Below are 17,590 nucleotides of genomic sequence, written 5' to 3' on the forward strand. Positions count from 1 at the left end.
CGATCCGTAAAAGGTGACTGAACGGCTCACCTTTATCAGCGCAATTGCTCCGCTCTTTGCGCTGGCGCAAAGATGAGGACTTCGCAAGGCTGATTTGACATTCCTCAACGCCCGTTCGTGCAGATCGTGCCATCGACAAGAAAAAGGAGGCGAGCGTGACCGAATTTCTAGCCGCGTTTGTGGTGTTTCTGGCGCTTCATTCGATCCCTGCTACACCAGCGGTTCGAGCAGGCATCATCAGTCGGATTGGCAGGCGGACCTACTTCGTCGCCTATTCAGCGGCCTCGCTGCTGGCCCTGGCATGGTTGTTTGCCGCTGCGCTAAAACTTGACTACGTGCCTTTGTGGGACCTGCAGCCCTGGCATGCGGCGATCACGTTTGTCCTGGCCCCCCTGGGCGGCTTCCTGGTGATTGCAGGACTTATTAGTCCCAATCCCCTTTCGATCACCGTCCGGTCATCGGAAAGACCTGGCGCCGTGGTTGGCATCACCCGCCATCCGGTACTCCTCGGGTTCGCGATCTGGGCAGCGGGACACATCATCGCCAATGGCGATCTGCGGTCCATTCTGTTGTTCGGCGGTTTCGCCCTCTTTGCCATCGGCGCCATACCGATGATCGAGAAGCGGGCAAAGCGGCGGCTTGGATCACGGTGGGAGAGCCTGGCTGCGCCGACCTCGATCCTGCCTTTCCGGGCGTTTCTGGCTGGAAGGCGACCCGCCTTCGACGTGCCCTTGGTCGCCTCCATTCTCCTGACCGGTATCCTTGTTGGCTGGCTCTTGTTTGGCGGCGGTCATGCCCTGCTTTTCGGCGCCGACCCTTTTGCAATATTCGGCTGATCGAATAACGCCTCGCCAAGCCAGGCGCGCGATTGATGCGGGACAGGAAGTCCAAGCAGATCGACTGCCCGACGAGCGAGGTGGTCTACCACGTCCTGGACGGACTCGGGCCGATTGTAGAATGCCGGCACGGGCGGCATGACGATCGCTCCCATTTCCGTGACGGTGACCATGTTGCGAAGGTGTCCGAGGTGCAACGGCGTCTCGCGGGTGAGCAGGACCAGCCTGCGCCTTTCCTTCAGTTGAACATCCGCCGCCCGAGAAATCAGGTTTTGAGACAACCCCGTGGAGATCGCTGCCAGCGTCTTCATGGAGCAAGGTGCAACAATCATGCCGGTGGCCGGAAACGAACCACTCGCGATAGCCGATCCAATGTCGTTGTTGTCGTATGTCCTATGTGCCTTGATCAGCATGCGCCCGTGGGCTTCAGCCCCAACTTCGTGAGCGAGTGTCCGGCAGCCACTGTCGGAAACAACGAGATGCACCCTTACATTCAGCGAGACCAGCAAATCGAGCGCGGCGACGCCCAGCGCTGCGCCTGACGCTCCTGTCACGGCAAGCACGACATCCTTGTGTTCAGATACCCGCATCACGTCGCAGCCTTTCCCATGTTTGCGCGGCCTTTTCCTCAAGGTTTTCGTGCATCTCCAGCACTCGACCCCATTCCCTTTCGGTCTCAGCGCCGATCTTGTTGGTGGCGTCCAAGCCCAACTTGGCGCCGAGCCCGGACTTCGGAGACGCGAAGTCGAGGTAGTCGATTGGCGTATTTTCCAGCACCACCAGGTCCCGCGAGGCATCGAACCGGGTTGCGACCGCCCACATGATCTCCTCCCACTTCCTGACGCTGATATCCGGATCGACGACGATGATGAGCTTCGTATAGTTGAACTGCGGGAGCATCGACCACAGCCCCATCATGATGCGGCGTGCCTGACCCGGATAGCGCTTGTCGATCGAAACGACGACTGCCCGGTAGGAGCAAGCTTCCGGCGGAAGCCACAGATCCCTGATCTCCGGAAACTGGCGCTTCACGATCGGGATGAAAAGCTCGGTCATCGCCTCGCCCAGCCGTGATGGTTCGTCTGGCGGGCGCCCGGTATACGTCGAGAGATAAACCGGCGAGCGCCGCGTGGTTATCGCACTCAACCTGACGACTGGAAACGGCTCCACGCAGTTGTAGTACCCGGTATGATCTCCATAGGGTCCCTCTGGCGCAGTTTCCTCCGCGGAAACGTAGCCTTCGAGAATTATTTCGGCATTTGAAGGAACCGCAAGCGGGACAGTGAGCGCGCTCGAGACCTCGGTTCTCGATCCGCGCAGAAGGCCGGCGAAGTTCAGTTCGCTCATGCCTTCGGGAAGTGGAATGACGCCGGCGAGAAGCGTCGCCGGATCGGCCCCGACCACAACGGCGATCGGCATATCGAGGCCCTTACGCTGCCACAGCCGAAAATGCTTCGCGCCACCACGATGGGCCAGCCACCGAACGATCAGCGACGAGCGGTCGCGGACCTGCATCCGGTATATGCCCACGTTCACGTCCCTGGGGTCGTCGGGATTGCATGTAATCACCAGCGGCCAGGTCACGAGAGGCGCCGGCTCGCCTGGCCAGCACCATTGTACCGGAAACTGCCCGAGATCGATCTGCGGTCCCTTGTAGACGACCTCCTGCGAGGCAGCCGCCCTGCGCAAGCGAGGTCGCATGCTGCCCACCGCCTTGAGCATTGGCAGCTTGCTCCAAGCATCGGCGAGCGACACGGGTGGTGTCGGCCGCTGAAGCTCGGCCAGGTCATTCGCGAGGCCCGTCAATCCCGCTTCGCCGACGCCAAAGCCGAGCTCGATCCGCTGCCTTGTACCGAACAGATTTACAACGACGGGTATCGGGGAGAACCGTCCGTCGGCGTGTACGGGTTTTTTGATGAGGAGGGCGGGGCCACCCTCGGAAAGCACTTTCTGGTGCAGGGCGGTCAGTTCATGCACGAGCGACACCGGCTCCTCCACGACAAGCAGCAGCCGTCGCTGCTGCAGATCGAAAAGGAAGGACTGCAGGTCGCCATGCCGTTTGGCTTTTGGTTCTTCATTACGCATGACGCTGAAATCGACGAGGAAACCGTCCTTGTCTTTGTCTCAGATCAAACAGAGCCTCGCCAAGAAAAACTAGGATGGCTTGTTCAATCTGAGAGGCCGTAATGCTCGCCCCATCTCGCCTGATGGCGACCGCCCGCATCATTCCATTGCCGATCGTCGGGCGCATCGCCGACTTCCTGCTCAAGGAGGTTCTTTCAATTCATCCCAAACTCTTCGACCGGCTCGGTGAGTACAGCCAGTCCCGCTTTGCATTCGTGCCGTCGGACTTCCCGTTTTCATTCCTGATTTGCCCAAAAGATCGCACTGTCCAAGCCTTTCGTCGCGGTACCCACATGGCCGCTGACACCACCATCTGCGGACCGCTGGTCCTGATGCTGGCCCTTGCCGAGGGCAGGATCGACGGCGACGCCATATTCTTCGCCAGAAAGCTCACTGTCACGGGTGACATGGAAGCGGTGCTGGCACTTCGAAACGCCCTTGATGACAACGAAATAGACCTCGTTGACGCCGTCGGGAGATTGTCGGGCCCGATGACCCGTTCCATCACCGGAGCCCTCGGTTCGGTCCGTCGGCAAGCGCTGAAGGCGCATGGTGTCCAATGGAGCTGATCTGCCCTGCAGGAACCCCTGCATCATTTCGCGAGGCCGTCGATGCGGGGGCTGATGCCGTCTACTGCGGCTTTCGCGACGAGACAAACGCGCGCAACTTCCCGGGTTTGAACTTTGATGTCGCCGAGCTTCGTGATGCAATGGGCTACGCACGCGCGCGAAAGGTGAAGACGTTTGTCGCTCTCAACACTTTCATGACCGCTGGCAAGGAAGATCTCTGGTACCGCAGGGCAAGGGAAGCGTCGGAAGCGGGCGCCGACGCCCTCATCGTTGCAGATTTCGGATTGATGGCGCATGTCGCGGAACATCACCCGGCACAGCGCCTCCACATCTCCGTTCAGGCGTCTGCCTCCAATCCCGAGGCCCTTTCATATCTGGTCGACTGTTTCGGTGCTGCCCGCATCGTGCTGCCGCGTACCCTCACCATCCAGGACATCGCCCGCATTGCACGAAGCGTAGACTGCGAATTGGAGGTTTTTGTCTTTGGCGGATTGTGCGTCATGGCAGAGGGGCGCTGCTCGCTGTCCTCCTACGCGACCGGCAAGTCGCCAAATATGAACGGCGTATGCTCGCCAGCCAGCCACGTACGCTACCGGCAGGCCGGCGTCGACCTGGTGTCTGAACTGGGTGGCTTCACCATAAACCGGTTTTCCGAAGAAGAACCCGCTGGCTATCCGACGCTGTGCAAGGGTCGCTTCGCAGTCGGACAAAGCGCGACCTACGCTTTCGAGGATCCGGTGTCGCTGGACGTCATGGACCAGCTCGACGAACTTCGGGCGGCCGGCGTCAAGGCATTGAAGGTCGAAGGCCGTCAACGCGGCAAGGCCTACATCTCGGAAGTCGTTTCCACGCTTCGCGCCACGCTGAAGGCGGCGCCCGCGGACCGCCCGGTCCTCATGTCACGCCTTCGCAAACTCAGCGAGGGACAACAGACGACAAAGGGCGCCTATGAGAAGCGCTGGAGGTAGTCGATGAAATCTCCCTTGAAGCTTACCTTGGGGCCGCTCCTCTATCTTTGGCCGACAGAGCGCTGGCGCGACTTCTATTTCGAAATCGCCGACCAGTCGCCTGTCGACGTCGTGGTGCTTGGCGAGACCGTCTGTTCCAAGCGGTTGCATTTCATGGAACCCGAGTTCGTGGCTGTCGTTGAACGCCTGGAGGCGGCGGGAAAGGAAGTCCGTCTCTCCACGCTCGCCCTTGTAACCCTCGATCGTGAATCGAAATATCAGAGATCAGTTGCAGCCGATGAAGATCACCTGGTCGAAGCCAACGATCTTTCCGCCCTTCAGATGCTGAAGGGCCGGCGTCACACCGTCGGCCCCTTCGTCAATGTCTATAATGGACCGTCGGCCAAGCTTCTCGCACGAAACGGCGCGGCCAGCATCTGCCTGCCCCCGGAGCTGCCGGCAGCGTCGGTCGCCGAGATCACGCGATCCTGCCCCGGAGGCGATTTCGAGCTCTTCGCGTTCGGCCGCTTACCCCTCGCCATCTCGGCGCGCTGCGCGCATGCCCGATCCAAGGGAAAGACCAAGGACAATTGTCAGTTCGTTTGCCAGGAAGACCCCGACGGCCTTTCCGTAGGCACGCTTTCAAACCAGCCGTTTCTCGCATTGAACGGCGTACAGACGGTCTCCCACTCCTGCCAGGCGCTCCTGGAAGGGCCGGAGGAGTGGGACGCACTGGGCGTCAGCTCACTGCGCCTCTCGCCGCAGGATTGCGACATGGTTGCCGTGTCCGCGCTCTATCGAAAGATGCTCGACGGTCACCTCGAGCCGGCGGAGACGGGCTCAAGAATACGAAGCCTCTATCCCGACGTCCCGTTGTCGAACGGATTTCATCACGGGCGCGCCGGTGCGGAATGGATCGCAAGACAAAGGAACACAGAAGGAGCGAGCAGATGACAGGGAAGCAATCGCGAAGCGGCAGTCTCGCCGATAATCATATTCTTGCAGCGGTTCGCCAGATCAAGGCTTTTGCGAAAAATCCGGCGCTCGATTGCGGTTGCTCCACGGTTGTGGGCCAGGTCCTGGTCAGCCTGGTGCCGAAACAGCGCGCTGCAGTCGTCCAGGAGCTCTTTCTGTCTGCCATGCGACAACGGGACAAAGTGTCGACCCTTATGGAACTTCTGAAGGAACTCGACCAGTTCGGACCGGCAACAGAGATCGGGGAGGTTGAGGAGGCGGCGTTGATCTTCGACGACCTGGCCCAGCAGGCGCGGTTGGGATCGCAGCTCCTGAGAGCCTTCGCCTTCAATCGAAACGACATACTCGCTCCATCAACCAAGCATGTTGAGGTGCAGGAGGCCTTGTCGTGAATTCCGAACGGAGCTGGCAGAGACATATCGACGCTCTGGAGTTCGTCAGCCTTTGGGGAGCGTCTGGCGGCGAGCAGCGGGCCGTCCTGGAGGCGTTCCTTTTCCATTCCCGCGGGTGGTTCTCGAAAGATCCGGGTGACCTGCAAGACCGGCTTTGCAGGGAACGCTCCGGTGAATAGCCTTCATTCCAGTTCGCGTTCATCGAGTGCGAGTTCGAGCCGGCTTCACGAAGGTATTTGGGCCCGGCAGGTATGATGTCACGGTTTGACCCAGATCAAGGTTTTGGGAGAGCGCATCGCTCATCTTCGCAGAACTTCGGCAAGGGATCGGCGTCAGCGGCGCTTTTGGTGCGCGGCAAGGAGGGAGCAAGTTTTGCGGTATACGGTAGTCGCTGCGTGGCTGGACGGAAAGGAGAGATCCGGGCGCATCGTTTTGCAGGCAGCCGGTCGTTCACGGACGATCGTTGTCACGCGACGCGCGCTCCTCAATGTCGACACCCCTCCCCGCGCCACGGAGGAACGTCTCCTTCAACATCTTGATAGTTTCTGTGAGATGGCGCTCGCCTTCATCGGCGATCGCCAGGACGACTGCGAGACGCTCCTTGTCAGAGCGACCGACGTTCGCAACCGCAGAAAAGCAGAACCGGTTCCGGAGCCGCTGTGGACCTGGCAAGACCAGTGGGGCTCCTGGAAACAGAAAGGCAGTCGTTCTCGGCTCGGGTTGGTCTGAGCGGCAGGATCGCCCTGGTCGTCAATATCGCGCCGCTCGGCGCTCATGCCTTCGGCTTTGCGCATTTGCGCCGGACTTTCGGCGTTCAAGGTTCATCAAGCCACAGCGCCGTCGCCAGGTAACCGGCAGCGATCGTGCTGCCGAACAGATAGACAAACATGCCCTGGGCGACATAATAGTCGGGCACTTCAATACCTGCGCCCCAGGAGCCGACCCTCCAGATAGCCAATCCAGCCACGGATCCGATTGCGAATCCGGCCGAAAGGCGGGTAAGCAGAAACCAGATCAAGTGAGGCATCGCGGTACCTCCATCCATGTCCCAGCATAACACGTCGTGTGGCGACAAGTTCTCCCAAAATGATCAATGTCAATGTGGCCGACGTCGCATCGTGCGAGCGGCGAGTTTCACAGGATACGGACCATGAATGACCTCAGCTTTGCACTTGGTGCTTTCACACTTCTGATACTGCCGGGACCGACCAACGCATTGCTCGTCATGGCGTCGCACGGCCTATCTCGCATTGGCTTACTTGAGGTGCTCGCCGCTGTTGTCTTCGCTTACCTTGCGATCATAATTCCCGTTTCAAGCGTCGCTGGTCCTTTCCTGCATGCTCACCCTCTCGCGCTGCAAGTCGTGAAGGCCATCTCCGCCGTCTGGGTGCTCTATCTTGCCTTCAAGCTTTGGGGGCGCAGTACCGTCGCCTCGACGGAATTTGCGGGTCCCCGGCACGTGTTCGTGACGACATTGCTCAATCCGAAGGCAATAATAATCGGATTGACGATCATTCCCTCCGCGCAGGATGGACTTGCGCTCAGCACGATGATGGCGTTCGTCGCCGTGGCACTCTCGACTTCCCTGATTTGGCTTGCCGCCGGCAGGCTGGTGATCGGCGAAAGCGATCACATGCCCTTGATCGCCAGGCGTTGCGGTTCAGCAGCCTTGATGATCTTCTCCATCGTTTTGACGGCGAGTGCTCTTCGCTAGGAGACGAGCCGTCTTTCCCCAGCAATTTGCGCTGGCTCAATGAAGGGATCCGGGAGGTCGCTACTATTCGCTCCGTTCATACCGGAGGAAATGCGATGCTCGGCGACGACGGCGAACTCGCTGCATATTTCTCGGCGCTCGCGAATGCCCATCGCCTGGCCGTGTTGAGAACACTCGCCGAGGGCGAGATCTGCGTCAGGGAACTCGCGTTCCGCATCGGTCTGGGTCGGTCTGCCCTGTCGCAGCACCTGAACATCCTTCGACGGCATCAGCTGGTCAAGCAGCGTCGTGAAGCGCAGACGATCTACTATTCTCTGTCTGGCAGCAGAAGCGACAAGGCGCTCCTGCTCGTTAACACCATTCTTTTTCCTTATGGGGTCCAGTTGTCGATGTTCGGGTTTTCGGACGTCACGCGGGACGGCGTGTAGGCATTCGTAGAAGCGGATCCGGCTTGCGCCCTGGAGGTGCCCGAAATGCGCGTAAGTCAAATCATGACAGAAGGCGTCATCACGATCACTGAGCGGGCGACCGTGATCGATGCTGCAGAACTGATGCTCTACCATCGCATCAGTGGCCTTCCGGTGCTTGATGCGCGGGGCGGCCTGGTGGGCATGCTGAGCCAAAGCGACCTGGTGCGGAGGACGGAGGCGCAGACCGAGACGCGCCGTTCATGGTGGCTGCAACTCTTGACGGGTCAGGACTGCCTTGCCGACGAATATGTGGCCTTGCGCGAACGGCGCGTTGGTGAAGTCATGTCGCGTCCGCTTGTGACCGTCTCTCCTTATGCGACGCTGACCGAGGCGGCAGAATTGATGGAGCAGACAAGTGTAAAGCGGCTGCCGGTGGTCGTGGGGGACAGCCTCGTCGGCATCATTGCCAGAAAGGACTTCCTCAAGCCGCTTCGACAATCGCGATCGGTCTCGGTCTTTCCGATTGATGACAGGACGATCCTATCGAACGTCGAGGCGGAATTGCAGACCAGGGAATGGGCTCGATGTGGACAGATCCGCGTCAGCGTCAATGCCGGCATTGTCGTGTTGAGAGGGACGGTTCCCGACGAACGGGTGCGGGCGGCCGTAAGAGTGGCGGCGGAGAATGTCGCCGGCGTGCAGGACGTTCGGGACGAACTCACCTGGATCGATCAGAGCTTCAGGATTTTGGCGCCGTCACCGACCGTCGAAGAGAGGCTGAACTGAACGCGCCTCAACCGGCGGCTTGACCGTTGCAAAAAGCCGCATGGCCGGCCCCGACCCGATGACGGGAGAGGCAAAAGTGCTGACGCCAATATGCATTGCGGCAGTCTTGCCGGCGATGGCGAGCTTGCTGCGATATTCTAAGACATCAACCTTCTGCAGCACGTTTTGCGTGACGTTCGGTTGCGTTCACTGGCGAGCCACGAAACTCGGGTAGGAGACTTGCGCTTCGAGGAACCAGGTGCCTTGCTGACAACGCCGTCTGACAAGGCCGTTCGCTATTGCGACGCCGGGGTGAAGCGCGCTACCAGTGCGTGCCGGTCGCCGGGATAGGTGAAGCGCACGTGAGTGACTGGCCCGACATTGCTCCAGGTGCGGCGTTCGACGACCAGACAGGCCGTGTTGCGCGGGATGTCCAGGGCGGCAGCCTCGTCCGCGCCGGCCGATACGGCATGGATGCGGTGCTCGGCGCTACTCCATGGGATCTGATTGATCAGCCAGGCACCGGGTGCCATCTCGGAAAAATCGGCGTCGGCTGCCTCGGGTACGGTCGACAGACTGATTAGCCTTTCCTCGAGGCAGAATGGCCGTCCGCCCGCGTGATGAATGCAGGCCACGTCGACAACGGAAGAGCCCGGCATGACGTCCAGGCGTCCGATGTCCTCGGCCCTGGCCTTGCGTTGCACGCGCTTTGAGACCGTGAAGGCATAGGCGAGATTCAATGACTTGACCTCGGCGCCGATGTCGTGGATCTCGAGGACGGCCGATTGTGCCTGCGGCTGTGTGACGAAGCTGCCGGACTTTTTCCGACGCTCGATGAGGCCCGCCTTGGCGAGCTGGGTCAGCGCCTTGTTCACGGTCATGCGCGAACAGTCATATTGCTTGGTGAGATCCACTTCGAACGGGATGCGGTGACCCGGTGGCCATTCGCCCGAGACGATGCGGCCTTCGATGTCACTCACGATCCGCTGATGCAAGGTGATGTCCTTGCTTTGGTTCATCGTCACGCTCCGGTTATACCTCCCGCTCTAATGTGAATGTCGGGACCTGGAAAGCCCTATGCTGAAAGAAGCTCGCCCATCGCCTTCAGGAACCGGCGATTGATCGCCTCGCGCGCTACGTGGCGGCCGCCTTCCACCTGCTTGCGGCCGAGCGCCCAGACACTGTCGACCGCGACACCGCCGGCAAAAATCCAATGATCGAGCAACTGGTCGCCTGAAAGGTAGGGCACGGCCGTCGTGTCGAGCGAGATGAGATCGGCGTGATGACCGACGGCAATTCCCCCAGGGGCCTTCAGGGCGGCGCCGCCGCCGGTTATTGCATGATCGAACAGGCTGCGCGCCGTTGAGCCGCCGGGTGCAGCCACCACATTGCGGGCCCTCAACGCCAGACGCTCTGAGTATTCAAGCTGGCGCAGTTCGCCGGAAAGCGAGATCGCCACGTTGGAATCGGAGCCGACGCCGAGACGTCCGCCTTGTTCGATGAAGAGCGGTGCCTCGAAGGTGCCATCGCCGAGGTTGGCCTCGGTAATCGGGCAAAGGCCGGCGATGGCGCCGCTACGGGCCATGCCACGGGTTTCCTCGTCGCTCATGTGCGTCGCGTGGATCAGGCACCAGCGATCATCGACGGGTTGGTTGGCAAGCAGCCATTCGACGGGCCGGGCGCCAGACCAGGCAATGCAATCCTCGACTTCCTTGACCTGCTCGGCAATGTGGATGTGGATCGGGCCGTTACCGGCAAGCGGGACGACCGTCGCCAGTTCCTCGGGCGTGGCGGCGCGCAGGCTATGTGGGGCAAGGCCGAGCTCGGCACCTTGAAGCCTCATCGTCACCTTGCGGCAGCCGTCCATCAGGGCGGCAAAACTGTCCAGCGAATTGATGAAGCGCCGTTGACCCTCGATCGGTGCGGCGCCGCCGAAGCCAGAATGGGCATAGAATACGGGAAGCAGCGTCAGGGCGATGCCGCTGACATTTGCCGCCGCCCCGATGCGCTCGGCCAGCTCGGCAATGTTGGCGTAGGGTGTGCCGTTCTTGTCGTGGTGCAGATAGTGGAATTCGCCGACCCGGGAAAAGCCGGCCTCCAGCATCTCCATGTAGAGCTGGGCGGCAACGGCTTCGACATGTTCAGGCGTCATCGACAATGCGAACTTGTACATGACGGTGCGCCAGCTCCAGAAGCTGTCATTGGCTGGTCCCCGCACTTCGGCAAGGCCGGCCATGGCGCGCTGGAAAGCGTGGCTGTGGAGATTGCCCATCGCGGGCACAAGCGTGCCGTGACGATCATCGGCTGGCGTCGGAGCGACGTTGGCCTCGATGGTCGCAATCAGGCCGTCCTCGATCGTCACGCGCACGTCCTTGCGCCATCCCTGCGGCAGAAGTGCCGCGCTCGCATGAAGTCTGGTCGCCACCGTCTGAGCCATAACGCTTTTTCTCCTCTTTGGCGCCGCGCATCTTTCTTTTCCATGGAAGCGCACAAAATTTCACTTGTCATCGGTTTATTATGTATATACATGTTTCCGCATAAGGAAAGGCGCAAAGCTGATGAATGGGAACAAATTTTCAAGCCATGAGCCATCCGGCGACGTCCGTCCGCATCTGTGGCGGAATGTGCGCTTGGCAACACTCGACCCGCAAAAGCAGGGCCTCGGCATCGTCGAAAAAGGCGCCCTCGTCACCGAGGGTGGGCGCATAAGCTACGTCGGCTCCGAGGCCGAACTGCCGGTTGCCGCGATCGAGCGCGCCGAGATCACGGATCTCGAAGGCCGCTGGATTACACCGGGCCTCGTCGACTGCCACACCCACATCGTCTTTGGCGGCAATCGCGCCCGCGAGTTCGAGATGCGCCTCGAAGGTGCGACCTATGAAGAGATTGCGCGCGCCGGCGGCGGCATCGTCTCGTCCGTCAAGGCAACAAATGCGCTCTCGGTCGAAGGCCTCGTCAAAGCGGCGCTTCCCCGCTTGGATACGCTGATCCGCGAGGGGCTGACGACGATCGAAGTCAAGTCCGGCTATGGGCTGAACGTCGATGGCGAGCTGAAGATGTTGCGCGCTGCCCGCCAGCTTGAGCGCCTTCGCCCGGTGCGCGTCGTCACGTCCTATCTCGGCGCTCATGCAACGCCGATCGAGTACAGGGGGCGCAACAGCGACTACATTGCCGAGGTCGTCCTCCCAGGCCTCGAATACGCCCATGCCGAGGGCTTGGTCGATGCAGTCGACGGGTTCTGCGAGGGCATCGCCTTTTCCACCGCCGAGATCGCCCGGGTCTTCGACAAGGCAGAGGCACTCGGTCTGCCAGTCAAGTTGCATGCCGAACAATTGTCCAATCTTGGCGGCGCCAAGCTCGCCGCCTCCCATGGTGCGCTCTCTGCCGACCACCTCGAATATCTCGATGCCGAGGGTGCTGCCGCCATGGCTGCGGCCGGTACGGTCGCTGTTCTCTTGCCTGGCGCTTTCTACGCCATCAACGAAAAGCAGAAGCCGCCCGTTCAGGCGCTGCGCGACGCCGGCACCCGTATTGCCATTGCGACCGACTGCAATCCCGGCACCTCGCCGCTCACCTCGCTGCTTCTGACGATGAATATGTCAGCCACGCTCTTCGGCCTGACTGTCGAAGAATGCATTGCGGGGGCGACCCGTGAGGGTGCACGCGCCCTTGGGCTTCTGGGCGAGACAGGAACGCTCGAGACCGGCAAGTCCGCGGACTTTGCGATCTGGGACGTCGAAAGCCTCGCGGAGCTCGTTTACCGCATCGGCTTCAACCCGCTTCATGCACATGTTTTCAAGGGCGAAAGGATCGACCGTTGACCATTACCCTTCATCCAGGCTCCGTTTCGCTCAGGGATCTGGAGACGATCTACTGGACCGGTGAACCGGCGAGGCTCGACGCATCTTTTGATGCCGGTATCGCCAAGGCCGCTGCCCGCATTGCAGAGATCGCGGCCGGCAATGCACCGGTCTATGGCATCAATACCGGCTTCGGCAAACTTGCTTCGATCAAGATCGACAGTGCTGACGTGGCGACGCTCCAGCGCAATCTTATCCTGTCCCACTGCTGCGGCGTCGGCGCGCCATTGCCCGAAAACATCGTTCGCCTGATCATGGCCTTGAAGCTCGTTTCGCTCGGTCGCGGCGCCTCCGGCGTCCGGCTCGAACTGGTGCGGCTGATCGAAGGCATGCTCGAAAAAGGCGTCATCCCGGTCATCCCGGAAAAGGGTTCCGTGGGCGCTTCGGGCGACCTTGCGCCGCTGGCCCACCTGGCCGCCGTGATGATGGGCGAAGCCGAAGCCTTCCTTGCGGGTGAACGCCTGTCCGGCGCGGCCGCCCTTGCGAAGGCTGGCTTGAAGCCCGTTGTGCTGGCGGCCAAGGAAGGCCTTGCGCTCATCAACGGCACGCAGACCTCGACGGCATTGGCGCTTGCCGGTCTCTTCCGGGCTCACCGCGCAGCTCAGGCAGCACTGATCACCGGCGCCATGTCGACCGATGCGGCGATGGGCTCGTCCGCGCCTTTCCATCCCGATATTCACACGCTACGCGGCCACAAGGGCCAGATCGACACGGCCGCGGCACTTCGCGCGCTCCTCGAAAGCTCCGTCATCCGCCAGAGCCATATTGAGGGCGACGAGCGTGTGCAGGATCCCTACTGCATTCGTTGCCAGCCGCAAGTCGATGGTGCCTGCCTGGATCTTCTGCGCTCGGTCGCGCGCACACTGGAGATCGAGGCCAATGCCGTCACCGACAACCCGCTGGTGCTTTCGGACAACTCGGTTGTCTCGGGCGGCAATTTCCATGCCGAGCCGGTAGCCTTTTCAGCCGACCAGATCGCCCTCGCCATCTGCGAAATCGGCGCGATCGCGCAAAGGCGCATCGCCTTGCTGGTCGATCCCGCGCTTTCCTATGGACTGCCGGCCTTCCTGGCAAAGAAGCCGGGCCTCAACTCAGGCCTGATGATCGCCGAGGTAACGTCGGCAGCGCTGATGTCGGAAAACAAGCAGATGTCGCACCCGGCCTCCGTCGACTCGACGCCGACATCCGCGAACCAGGAAGATCACGTTTCGATGGCCTGCCATGGCGCGCGTCGTCTGCTCCAGATGACCGACAACCTCTTCAGCATTATCGGCATCGAGGCATTGACCGCAGCGCAGGGCGTGGAATTTCGTGCGCCACTCACGACAGGTTCCGAACTGCAGAAGGCGATCGCCACCATCCGCAGCGTGGTACCGACTCTGGAGCTCGATCGCTACATGGCGAACGATCTGAAGGCGGCGGGCGACCTCGTCGCGACAGGCGCGCTGAATGCATCAGTCTCAAGCGGCATCCTGCCGGCTCTGGAGGTCTGAGATGGCTGTCGTCGACGTCAAACAGGGTTCTTCACCCATTATCCTGGGTTTTCCGCACACCGGAACTGACGTGCCCGCCGGCATCTGGGAGCGTCTGAATGATAACGGCAGGATTCTTGCCGATACCGACTGGCACATCCACGACCTCTATGACGGCCTGCTTGCCGATGCGACGACGGTGCGCGCGACGTTCCATCGCTATGTCATTGACGCCAACCGAGATCCGGCAGGCGTCAGCCTCTATCCCGGCCAAAACACCACCGGCCTGGTTCCTGAAACGGACTTCGACGGCAAGGCGATCTGGAAGGATGGACAGGCACCTGATGAAGCCGACATTGCGGCGCGGCTCAGGGACTTTCATGCTCCCTATCACGCAGCCCTTGCCGCCGAGGTCGAGCGTGTGAGAGCAATTCATGGCGTGGCGATCCTCTATGATTGCCACTCGATCCGCTCGCATATTCCTTTCCTTTTCGAAGGCAAGCTGCCGGATTTCAACATCGGCACCGATATGGGCAAGACCTGCGATGGGGCCATCGAACAGGCGACGCTCACGGTCGTCGAGGCGGCCGAAGGCTATGACTGCGTGCTCAACGGCCGCTTCAAGGGTGGGTGGACGACGCGCCACTACGGCCAGCCTGAAACGGGCGTGCACGCCATCCAGATGGAACTGGCGCAATCGACGCATCTTGAGACTGAGGCGCCGCCGTTTGCCTACGACGCGGCCAAGGCAGAGCGCCTTCGCGTCCACCTCAAAGACATTCTGGTGCGTATCGAACAGATCGCGCCGGGCCTGAAACGATAACGATCACTCGACAGGGGGAACCCCGCATGACCTCAAATCCACGTCACAACATTCGCGAGATCCGCGCCCCGCGCGGCAGTGAACTCAACGCCAAGAGCTGGATGACCGAAGCGCCGCTGCGCATGCTGATGAACAACCTCGACCCTGACGTCGCGGAAAATCCAAACGAACTGGTGGTTTATGGCGGCATCGGCCGTGCAGCCCGCACCTGGGACGATTTCGACCGTATCGCAGCGACCCTGAAGACTTTGAACGAGGATGAAACGCTCCTCGTGCAGTCCGGCAAGCCAGTCGCCGTGTTCCGCACGCATAAGGATGCCCCCCGCGTGTTGATTGCCAACTCGAACCTCGTGCCGCACTGGGCGACGTGGGATCACTTCAACGAGCTGGATAAAAAGGGCCTTGCCATGTACGGCCAGATGACAGCCGGCTCATGGATCTATATCGGCACGCAAGGCATTGTGCAGGGAACCTACGAGACCTTCGTCGAGGCCGGCCGCCAGCACTACGATGGCAACCTCAAGGGCAAATGGATCCTGACCGGCGGTCTTGGTGGCATGGGGGGCGCACAGCCGCTCGCAGCCGTGATGGCGGGCGCCTGCTGCCTGGCCGTCGAATGTGACGAGACGCGCATCGATTTCCGTCTGCGTACACGCTACGTCGACGAGAAGGCGAAGACACTCGATGAGGCCCTGGCGCTGATCGACAAGTGGACGAAGGCCGGCGAAGCAAAGTCGGTCGGACTGCTCGGCAACGCTGCCGAAATCTTCCCGGAACTCGTTCGCCGCATGAAGGCCGGTGGCCCTCGCCCCGATATCGTGACCGATCAGACATCCGCGCACGATCCGCGCAACGGTTACCTGCCAGCCGGCTGGACTGTCGAGGAAGCCAAGGCCAAGCGCGAGAGCGATCCGAAGGCTGTCGAAGTGGCCGCGCGCGCTTCTATGAAGGTCCACGTCGAAGCGATGGTTGCCTTCTGGGATGCTGGCGTTCCGACGCTCGATTACGGCAACAACATCCGTCAGGTTGCCAAGGACGAGGGCCTGGAAAACGCCTTCGCCTTCCCGGGCTTCGTGCCTGCCTATATTCGCCCGCTGTTTTGCCGCGGCATCGGTCCCTTCCGCTGGGCAGCCCTGTCGGGCGATCCTGAAGATATCTACAAGACCGACGCCAAGGTGAAGGAGCTTCTGCCTGACAACAAGCATCTGCACAACTGGCTGGACATGGCCCGCGATCGCATCGCTTTCCAGGGATTGCCGGCGCGCATTTGCTGGGTCGGTCTCGGCGATCGCCATCGTCTTGGCCTTGCGTTTAACGAGATGGTCAGGAACGGCGAGTTGAAAGCACCCGTTGTCATCGGCCGCGACCACCTCGACTCCGGCTCCGTCGCTTCACCGAACCGCGAGACCGAAGCGATGAAGGACGGCTCGGATGCTGTCTCCGACTGGCCGCTTTTGAATGCGCTCCTGAACACCGCATCGGGTGCGACCTGGGTGTCGCTCCATCACGGTGGCGGCGTCGGCATGGGCTTCTCGCAGCATTCCGGCATGGTCATTTGCGCCGACGGCACTGATGAGGCGGCGCGCAGACTTGAGCGTGTTCTCTGGAACGACCCGGCAACCGGCGTCATGCGCCATGCCGACGCTGGCTACGAGATCGCGATCGAGTGCGCCAAGGAACAGGGCCTGCGCCTGCCCGCGATCCTCGGAAACTAAGCCTCACATCAGTCGAACAAGGCCGCCGCATCGTGCAACGGTCTTGTCGACGATGAGAAGGATCAATGCCTCCGAAAGCCTGTGCCATGAGGAGAGGATCGAAGGCACCTCCCTAAATAGGGGGAAAGGTTTCCACTGTCGCTCAGTTCCAGCCGGTGACAGTGAGTTCACAATGATGGAGCAAAAATGACCCGTGCCGCCGTCCTCAGAGCCAGCAATTATCGCCGCATGCCGTGGAAGAACGGCGGCGGCGAGACCGTTGAGGTCGCCGTCTCGCCCGAGGGGGCGGCCCTTTCTGATTTCGACTGGCGCGTCAGCATGGCAACGGTCGCGACCGATGGCCCCTTCTCGATCTTTCCCGGCATCGACCGGACGCTTTCGATTATCGACGGCAACGGCATGCAGCTCGCAATCGATGGGGATGATCCGCTGTTGCTGACCCAGGACAGCGCTCCCCTTGCCTTTGCCGCCGATGTCGCTGTCGCTGCAGCGCTTGCCGAGGGACCCATCACGGACCTGAACGTCATGACGCGTCGCGACGGATTGCGCCACCGGGTCGAGAGGGTTGATATCGATTCCAGGGCCACCTTTCAGCCCGCAGCGCCGACGTGGCTTCTCCTGTGTCATCGGGGCGCGCTCACCGTTGAATGGAGTGGCCAAAGCGTGGATCTTGGCCAAGGCGATACGCTTCTGCTCGAGCAGGTCGGGGATGCCGAGCTTCTGCTCGAGCAACCCGGGGATGTCGAGCTTCTGCTCGAGCAACCCGGGGATGTCGAGGTGAGCGGCAGAGCGCGCTGCTTCCTGATCCTTATCGATCCGGTCTGACGCCATTTCCCAATTATGGTGCCGATCGAGGACCCTCAGCCGGCCGAGGCGCGAATGTTTGCGCCTCAACTCAATCAAAAAACAATATTGTTCTTATATTCTATAAAATAGATAGTTTTTCCTGTGTCCGCTGAAGCATCCGCCCTACGGTTCCAAGCGTCGA

General features: G+C 61.0%; 20 protein-coding genes. 15 read left to right on the forward strand and 5 right to left on the reverse strand.

Annotated features, from left to right (window positions below; genetic code table 11):
• Nucleotides 1-155: 155 nt before the first annotated feature.
• The gene (locus RHIBUN_RS0119095; protein WP_025660788.1) at nucleotides 156-836 is read left to right on the forward strand and encodes an NnrU family protein; all 681 of its coding nucleotides are present in this window, start codon (nucleotides 156-158) and stop codon (nucleotides 834-836) included.
• On the opposite strand, the gene RHIBUN_RS0119100 is transcribed toward RHIBUN_RS0119095, so the two are convergent.
• On the reverse strand, nucleotides 791-1,426 hold the full coding sequence (locus RHIBUN_RS0119100; RefSeq protein ID WP_037217196.1) for a UbiX family flavin prenyltransferase: 636 nt from the start codon (nucleotides 1,424-1,426) through the stop codon (nucleotides 791-793). The genes RHIBUN_RS0119095 and RHIBUN_RS0119100 overlap by 46 nt on opposite strands.
• Nucleotides 1,413-2,921, reverse strand: coding sequence for a UbiD family decarboxylase (locus tag RHIBUN_RS0119105; RefSeq protein ID WP_025660790.1), 1,509 nt, complete (start codon nucleotides 2,919-2,921; stop codon nucleotides 1,413-1,415). The genes RHIBUN_RS0119100 and RHIBUN_RS0119105 overlap by 14 nt, the downstream gene beginning before the upstream one ends.
• Nucleotides 2,922-3,022: 101 nt before the next feature.
• Between RHIBUN_RS0119105 and RHIBUN_RS0119110 the strand changes: the two genes are divergently transcribed.
• The 6 genes from RHIBUN_RS0119110 (at nucleotide 3,023) to RHIBUN_RS33600 (ending at nucleotide 6,572) form a co-directional block, all read left to right on the forward strand.
• On the forward strand, nucleotides 3,023-3,529 hold the full coding sequence (locus RHIBUN_RS0119110) for an SCP2 sterol-binding domain-containing protein (RefSeq protein ID WP_025660791.1): 507 nt from the start codon (nucleotides 3,023-3,025) through the stop codon (nucleotides 3,527-3,529).
• Entirely contained in the window at nucleotides 3,520-4,497 is a 978-nt protein-coding gene (locus tag RHIBUN_RS0119115) for a peptidase U32 family protein (RefSeq protein WP_025660792.1), read from the forward strand. The genes RHIBUN_RS0119110 and RHIBUN_RS0119115 overlap by 10 nt, the downstream gene beginning before the upstream one ends.
• Before the next feature lie 3 nt (nucleotides 4,498-4,500).
• Nucleotides 4,501-5,430 carry a U32 family peptidase gene (locus RHIBUN_RS0119120; RefSeq protein ID WP_025660793.1) on the forward strand — a complete coding sequence of 310 codons (930 nt, stop codon included), beginning with the start codon at nucleotides 4,501-4,503 and terminating at the stop codon, nucleotides 5,428-5,430.
• The gene (locus RHIBUN_RS0119125) at nucleotides 5,427-5,843 is read left to right on the forward strand and encodes a hypothetical protein (protein WP_025660794.1); all 417 of its coding nucleotides are present in this window, start codon (nucleotides 5,427-5,429) and stop codon (nucleotides 5,841-5,843) included. The genes RHIBUN_RS0119120 and RHIBUN_RS0119125 overlap by 4 nt, the downstream gene beginning before the upstream one ends.
• On the forward strand, nucleotides 5,840-6,022 hold the full coding sequence (locus tag RHIBUN_RS0119130; protein ID WP_018856190.1) for a hypothetical protein: 183 nt from the start codon (nucleotides 5,840-5,842) through the stop codon (nucleotides 6,020-6,022). Before RHIBUN_RS0119125 ends, RHIBUN_RS0119130 begins: the two co-directional genes overlap by 4 nt.
• 193 nt (nucleotides 6,023-6,215) lie before the next feature.
• Entirely contained in the window at nucleotides 6,216-6,572 is a 357-nt protein-coding gene (locus RHIBUN_RS33600) for a hypothetical protein (RefSeq protein ID WP_025660795.1), read from the forward strand.
• A gap of 85 nt (nucleotides 6,573-6,657) precedes the next feature.
• On the opposite strand, the gene RHIBUN_RS0119140 is transcribed toward RHIBUN_RS33600, so the two are convergent.
• Nucleotides 6,658-6,870 (reverse strand): hypothetical protein, encoded by a 213-nt coding sequence (locus tag RHIBUN_RS0119140; RefSeq protein ID WP_018856187.1) that lies wholly within the window; start codon nucleotides 6,868-6,870, stop codon nucleotides 6,658-6,660.
• Nucleotides 6,871-6,993: 123 nt separating this feature from the next.
• Between RHIBUN_RS0119140 and RHIBUN_RS0119145 the strand changes: the two genes are divergently transcribed.
• From RHIBUN_RS0119145 to RHIBUN_RS0119155, 3 genes are all read left to right on the forward strand, one after another.
• Nucleotides 6,994-7,557 carry a threonine transporter RhtB gene (locus tag RHIBUN_RS0119145; RefSeq protein WP_025660796.1) on the forward strand — a complete coding sequence of 188 codons (564 nt, stop codon included), beginning with the start codon at nucleotides 6,994-6,996 and terminating at the stop codon, nucleotides 7,555-7,557.
• A 95-nt stretch (nucleotides 7,558-7,652) separates the two neighbouring features.
• Nucleotides 7,653-7,985, forward strand: coding sequence for a metalloregulator ArsR/SmtB family transcription factor (locus tag RHIBUN_RS0119150; RefSeq protein ID WP_025660797.1), 333 nt, complete (start codon nucleotides 7,653-7,655; stop codon nucleotides 7,983-7,985).
• Between the two features lie 45 nt (nucleotides 7,986-8,030).
• On the forward strand, nucleotides 8,031-8,753 hold the full coding sequence (locus RHIBUN_RS0119155) for a CBS domain-containing protein (protein ID WP_025660798.1): 723 nt from the start codon (nucleotides 8,031-8,033) through the stop codon (nucleotides 8,751-8,753).
• A gap of 275 nt (nucleotides 8,754-9,028) precedes the next feature.
• Here RHIBUN_RS0119155 and hutC read toward each other — a convergent pair whose 3' ends face one another.
• The gene (gene hutC, locus RHIBUN_RS0119165; protein WP_025660800.1) at nucleotides 9,029-9,751 is read right to left on the reverse strand and encodes a histidine utilization repressor; all 723 of its coding nucleotides are present in this window, start codon (nucleotides 9,749-9,751) and stop codon (nucleotides 9,029-9,031) included.
• 56 nt (nucleotides 9,752-9,807) lie between these two features.
• A complete protein-coding gene (locus RHIBUN_RS0119170; protein ID WP_037217199.1) occupies nucleotides 9,808-11,169 on the reverse strand; it encodes a formimidoylglutamate deiminase in 1,362 nt (453 codons plus the stop codon).
• 121 nt (nucleotides 11,170-11,290) lie between these two features.
• Here RHIBUN_RS0119170 and hutI point away from each other — a divergent pair, with 121 nt between their 5' ends.
• The 5 genes from hutI (at nucleotide 11,291) to RHIBUN_RS0119200 (ending at nucleotide 17,427) form a co-directional block, all read left to right on the forward strand.
• Nucleotides 11,291-12,553, forward strand: coding sequence for an imidazolonepropionase (hutI, locus tag RHIBUN_RS0119175; protein WP_025660802.1), 1,263 nt, complete (start codon nucleotides 11,291-11,293; stop codon nucleotides 12,551-12,553).
• Nucleotides 12,550-14,085: a histidine ammonia-lyase gene (gene hutH / locus RHIBUN_RS0119180; RefSeq protein ID WP_025660803.1), complete on the forward strand. Its 1,536-nt coding sequence runs from the start codon at nucleotides 12,550-12,552 to the stop codon at nucleotides 14,083-14,085. Before hutI ends, hutH begins: the two co-directional genes overlap by 4 nt.
• A 1-nt stretch (nucleotide 14,086) precedes the next feature.
• Nucleotides 14,087-14,887, forward strand: coding sequence for an N-formylglutamate deformylase (gene hutG, locus RHIBUN_RS0119185; RefSeq protein WP_025660804.1), 801 nt, complete (start codon nucleotides 14,087-14,089; stop codon nucleotides 14,885-14,887).
• Between the two features lie 26 nt (nucleotides 14,888-14,913).
• Nucleotides 14,914-16,602, forward strand: coding sequence for a urocanate hydratase (gene hutU, locus RHIBUN_RS0119190; RefSeq protein ID WP_018856178.1), 1,689 nt, complete (start codon nucleotides 14,914-14,916; stop codon nucleotides 16,600-16,602).
• A 186-nt stretch (nucleotides 16,603-16,788) separates the two neighbouring features.
• Nucleotides 16,789-17,427: a HutD family protein gene (locus tag RHIBUN_RS0119200; protein ID WP_025660805.1), complete on the forward strand. Its 639-nt coding sequence runs from the start codon at nucleotides 16,789-16,791 to the stop codon at nucleotides 17,425-17,427.
• The last annotated feature ends 163 nt before the right edge of the window (nucleotides 17,428-17,590 follow it).

This window comes from Rhizobium sp. IBUN, assembly GCF_000510625.1.
Classification (GTDB): Bacteria; Pseudomonadota; Alphaproteobacteria; order Rhizobiales; family Rhizobiaceae; genus Rhizobium; species Rhizobium altiplani.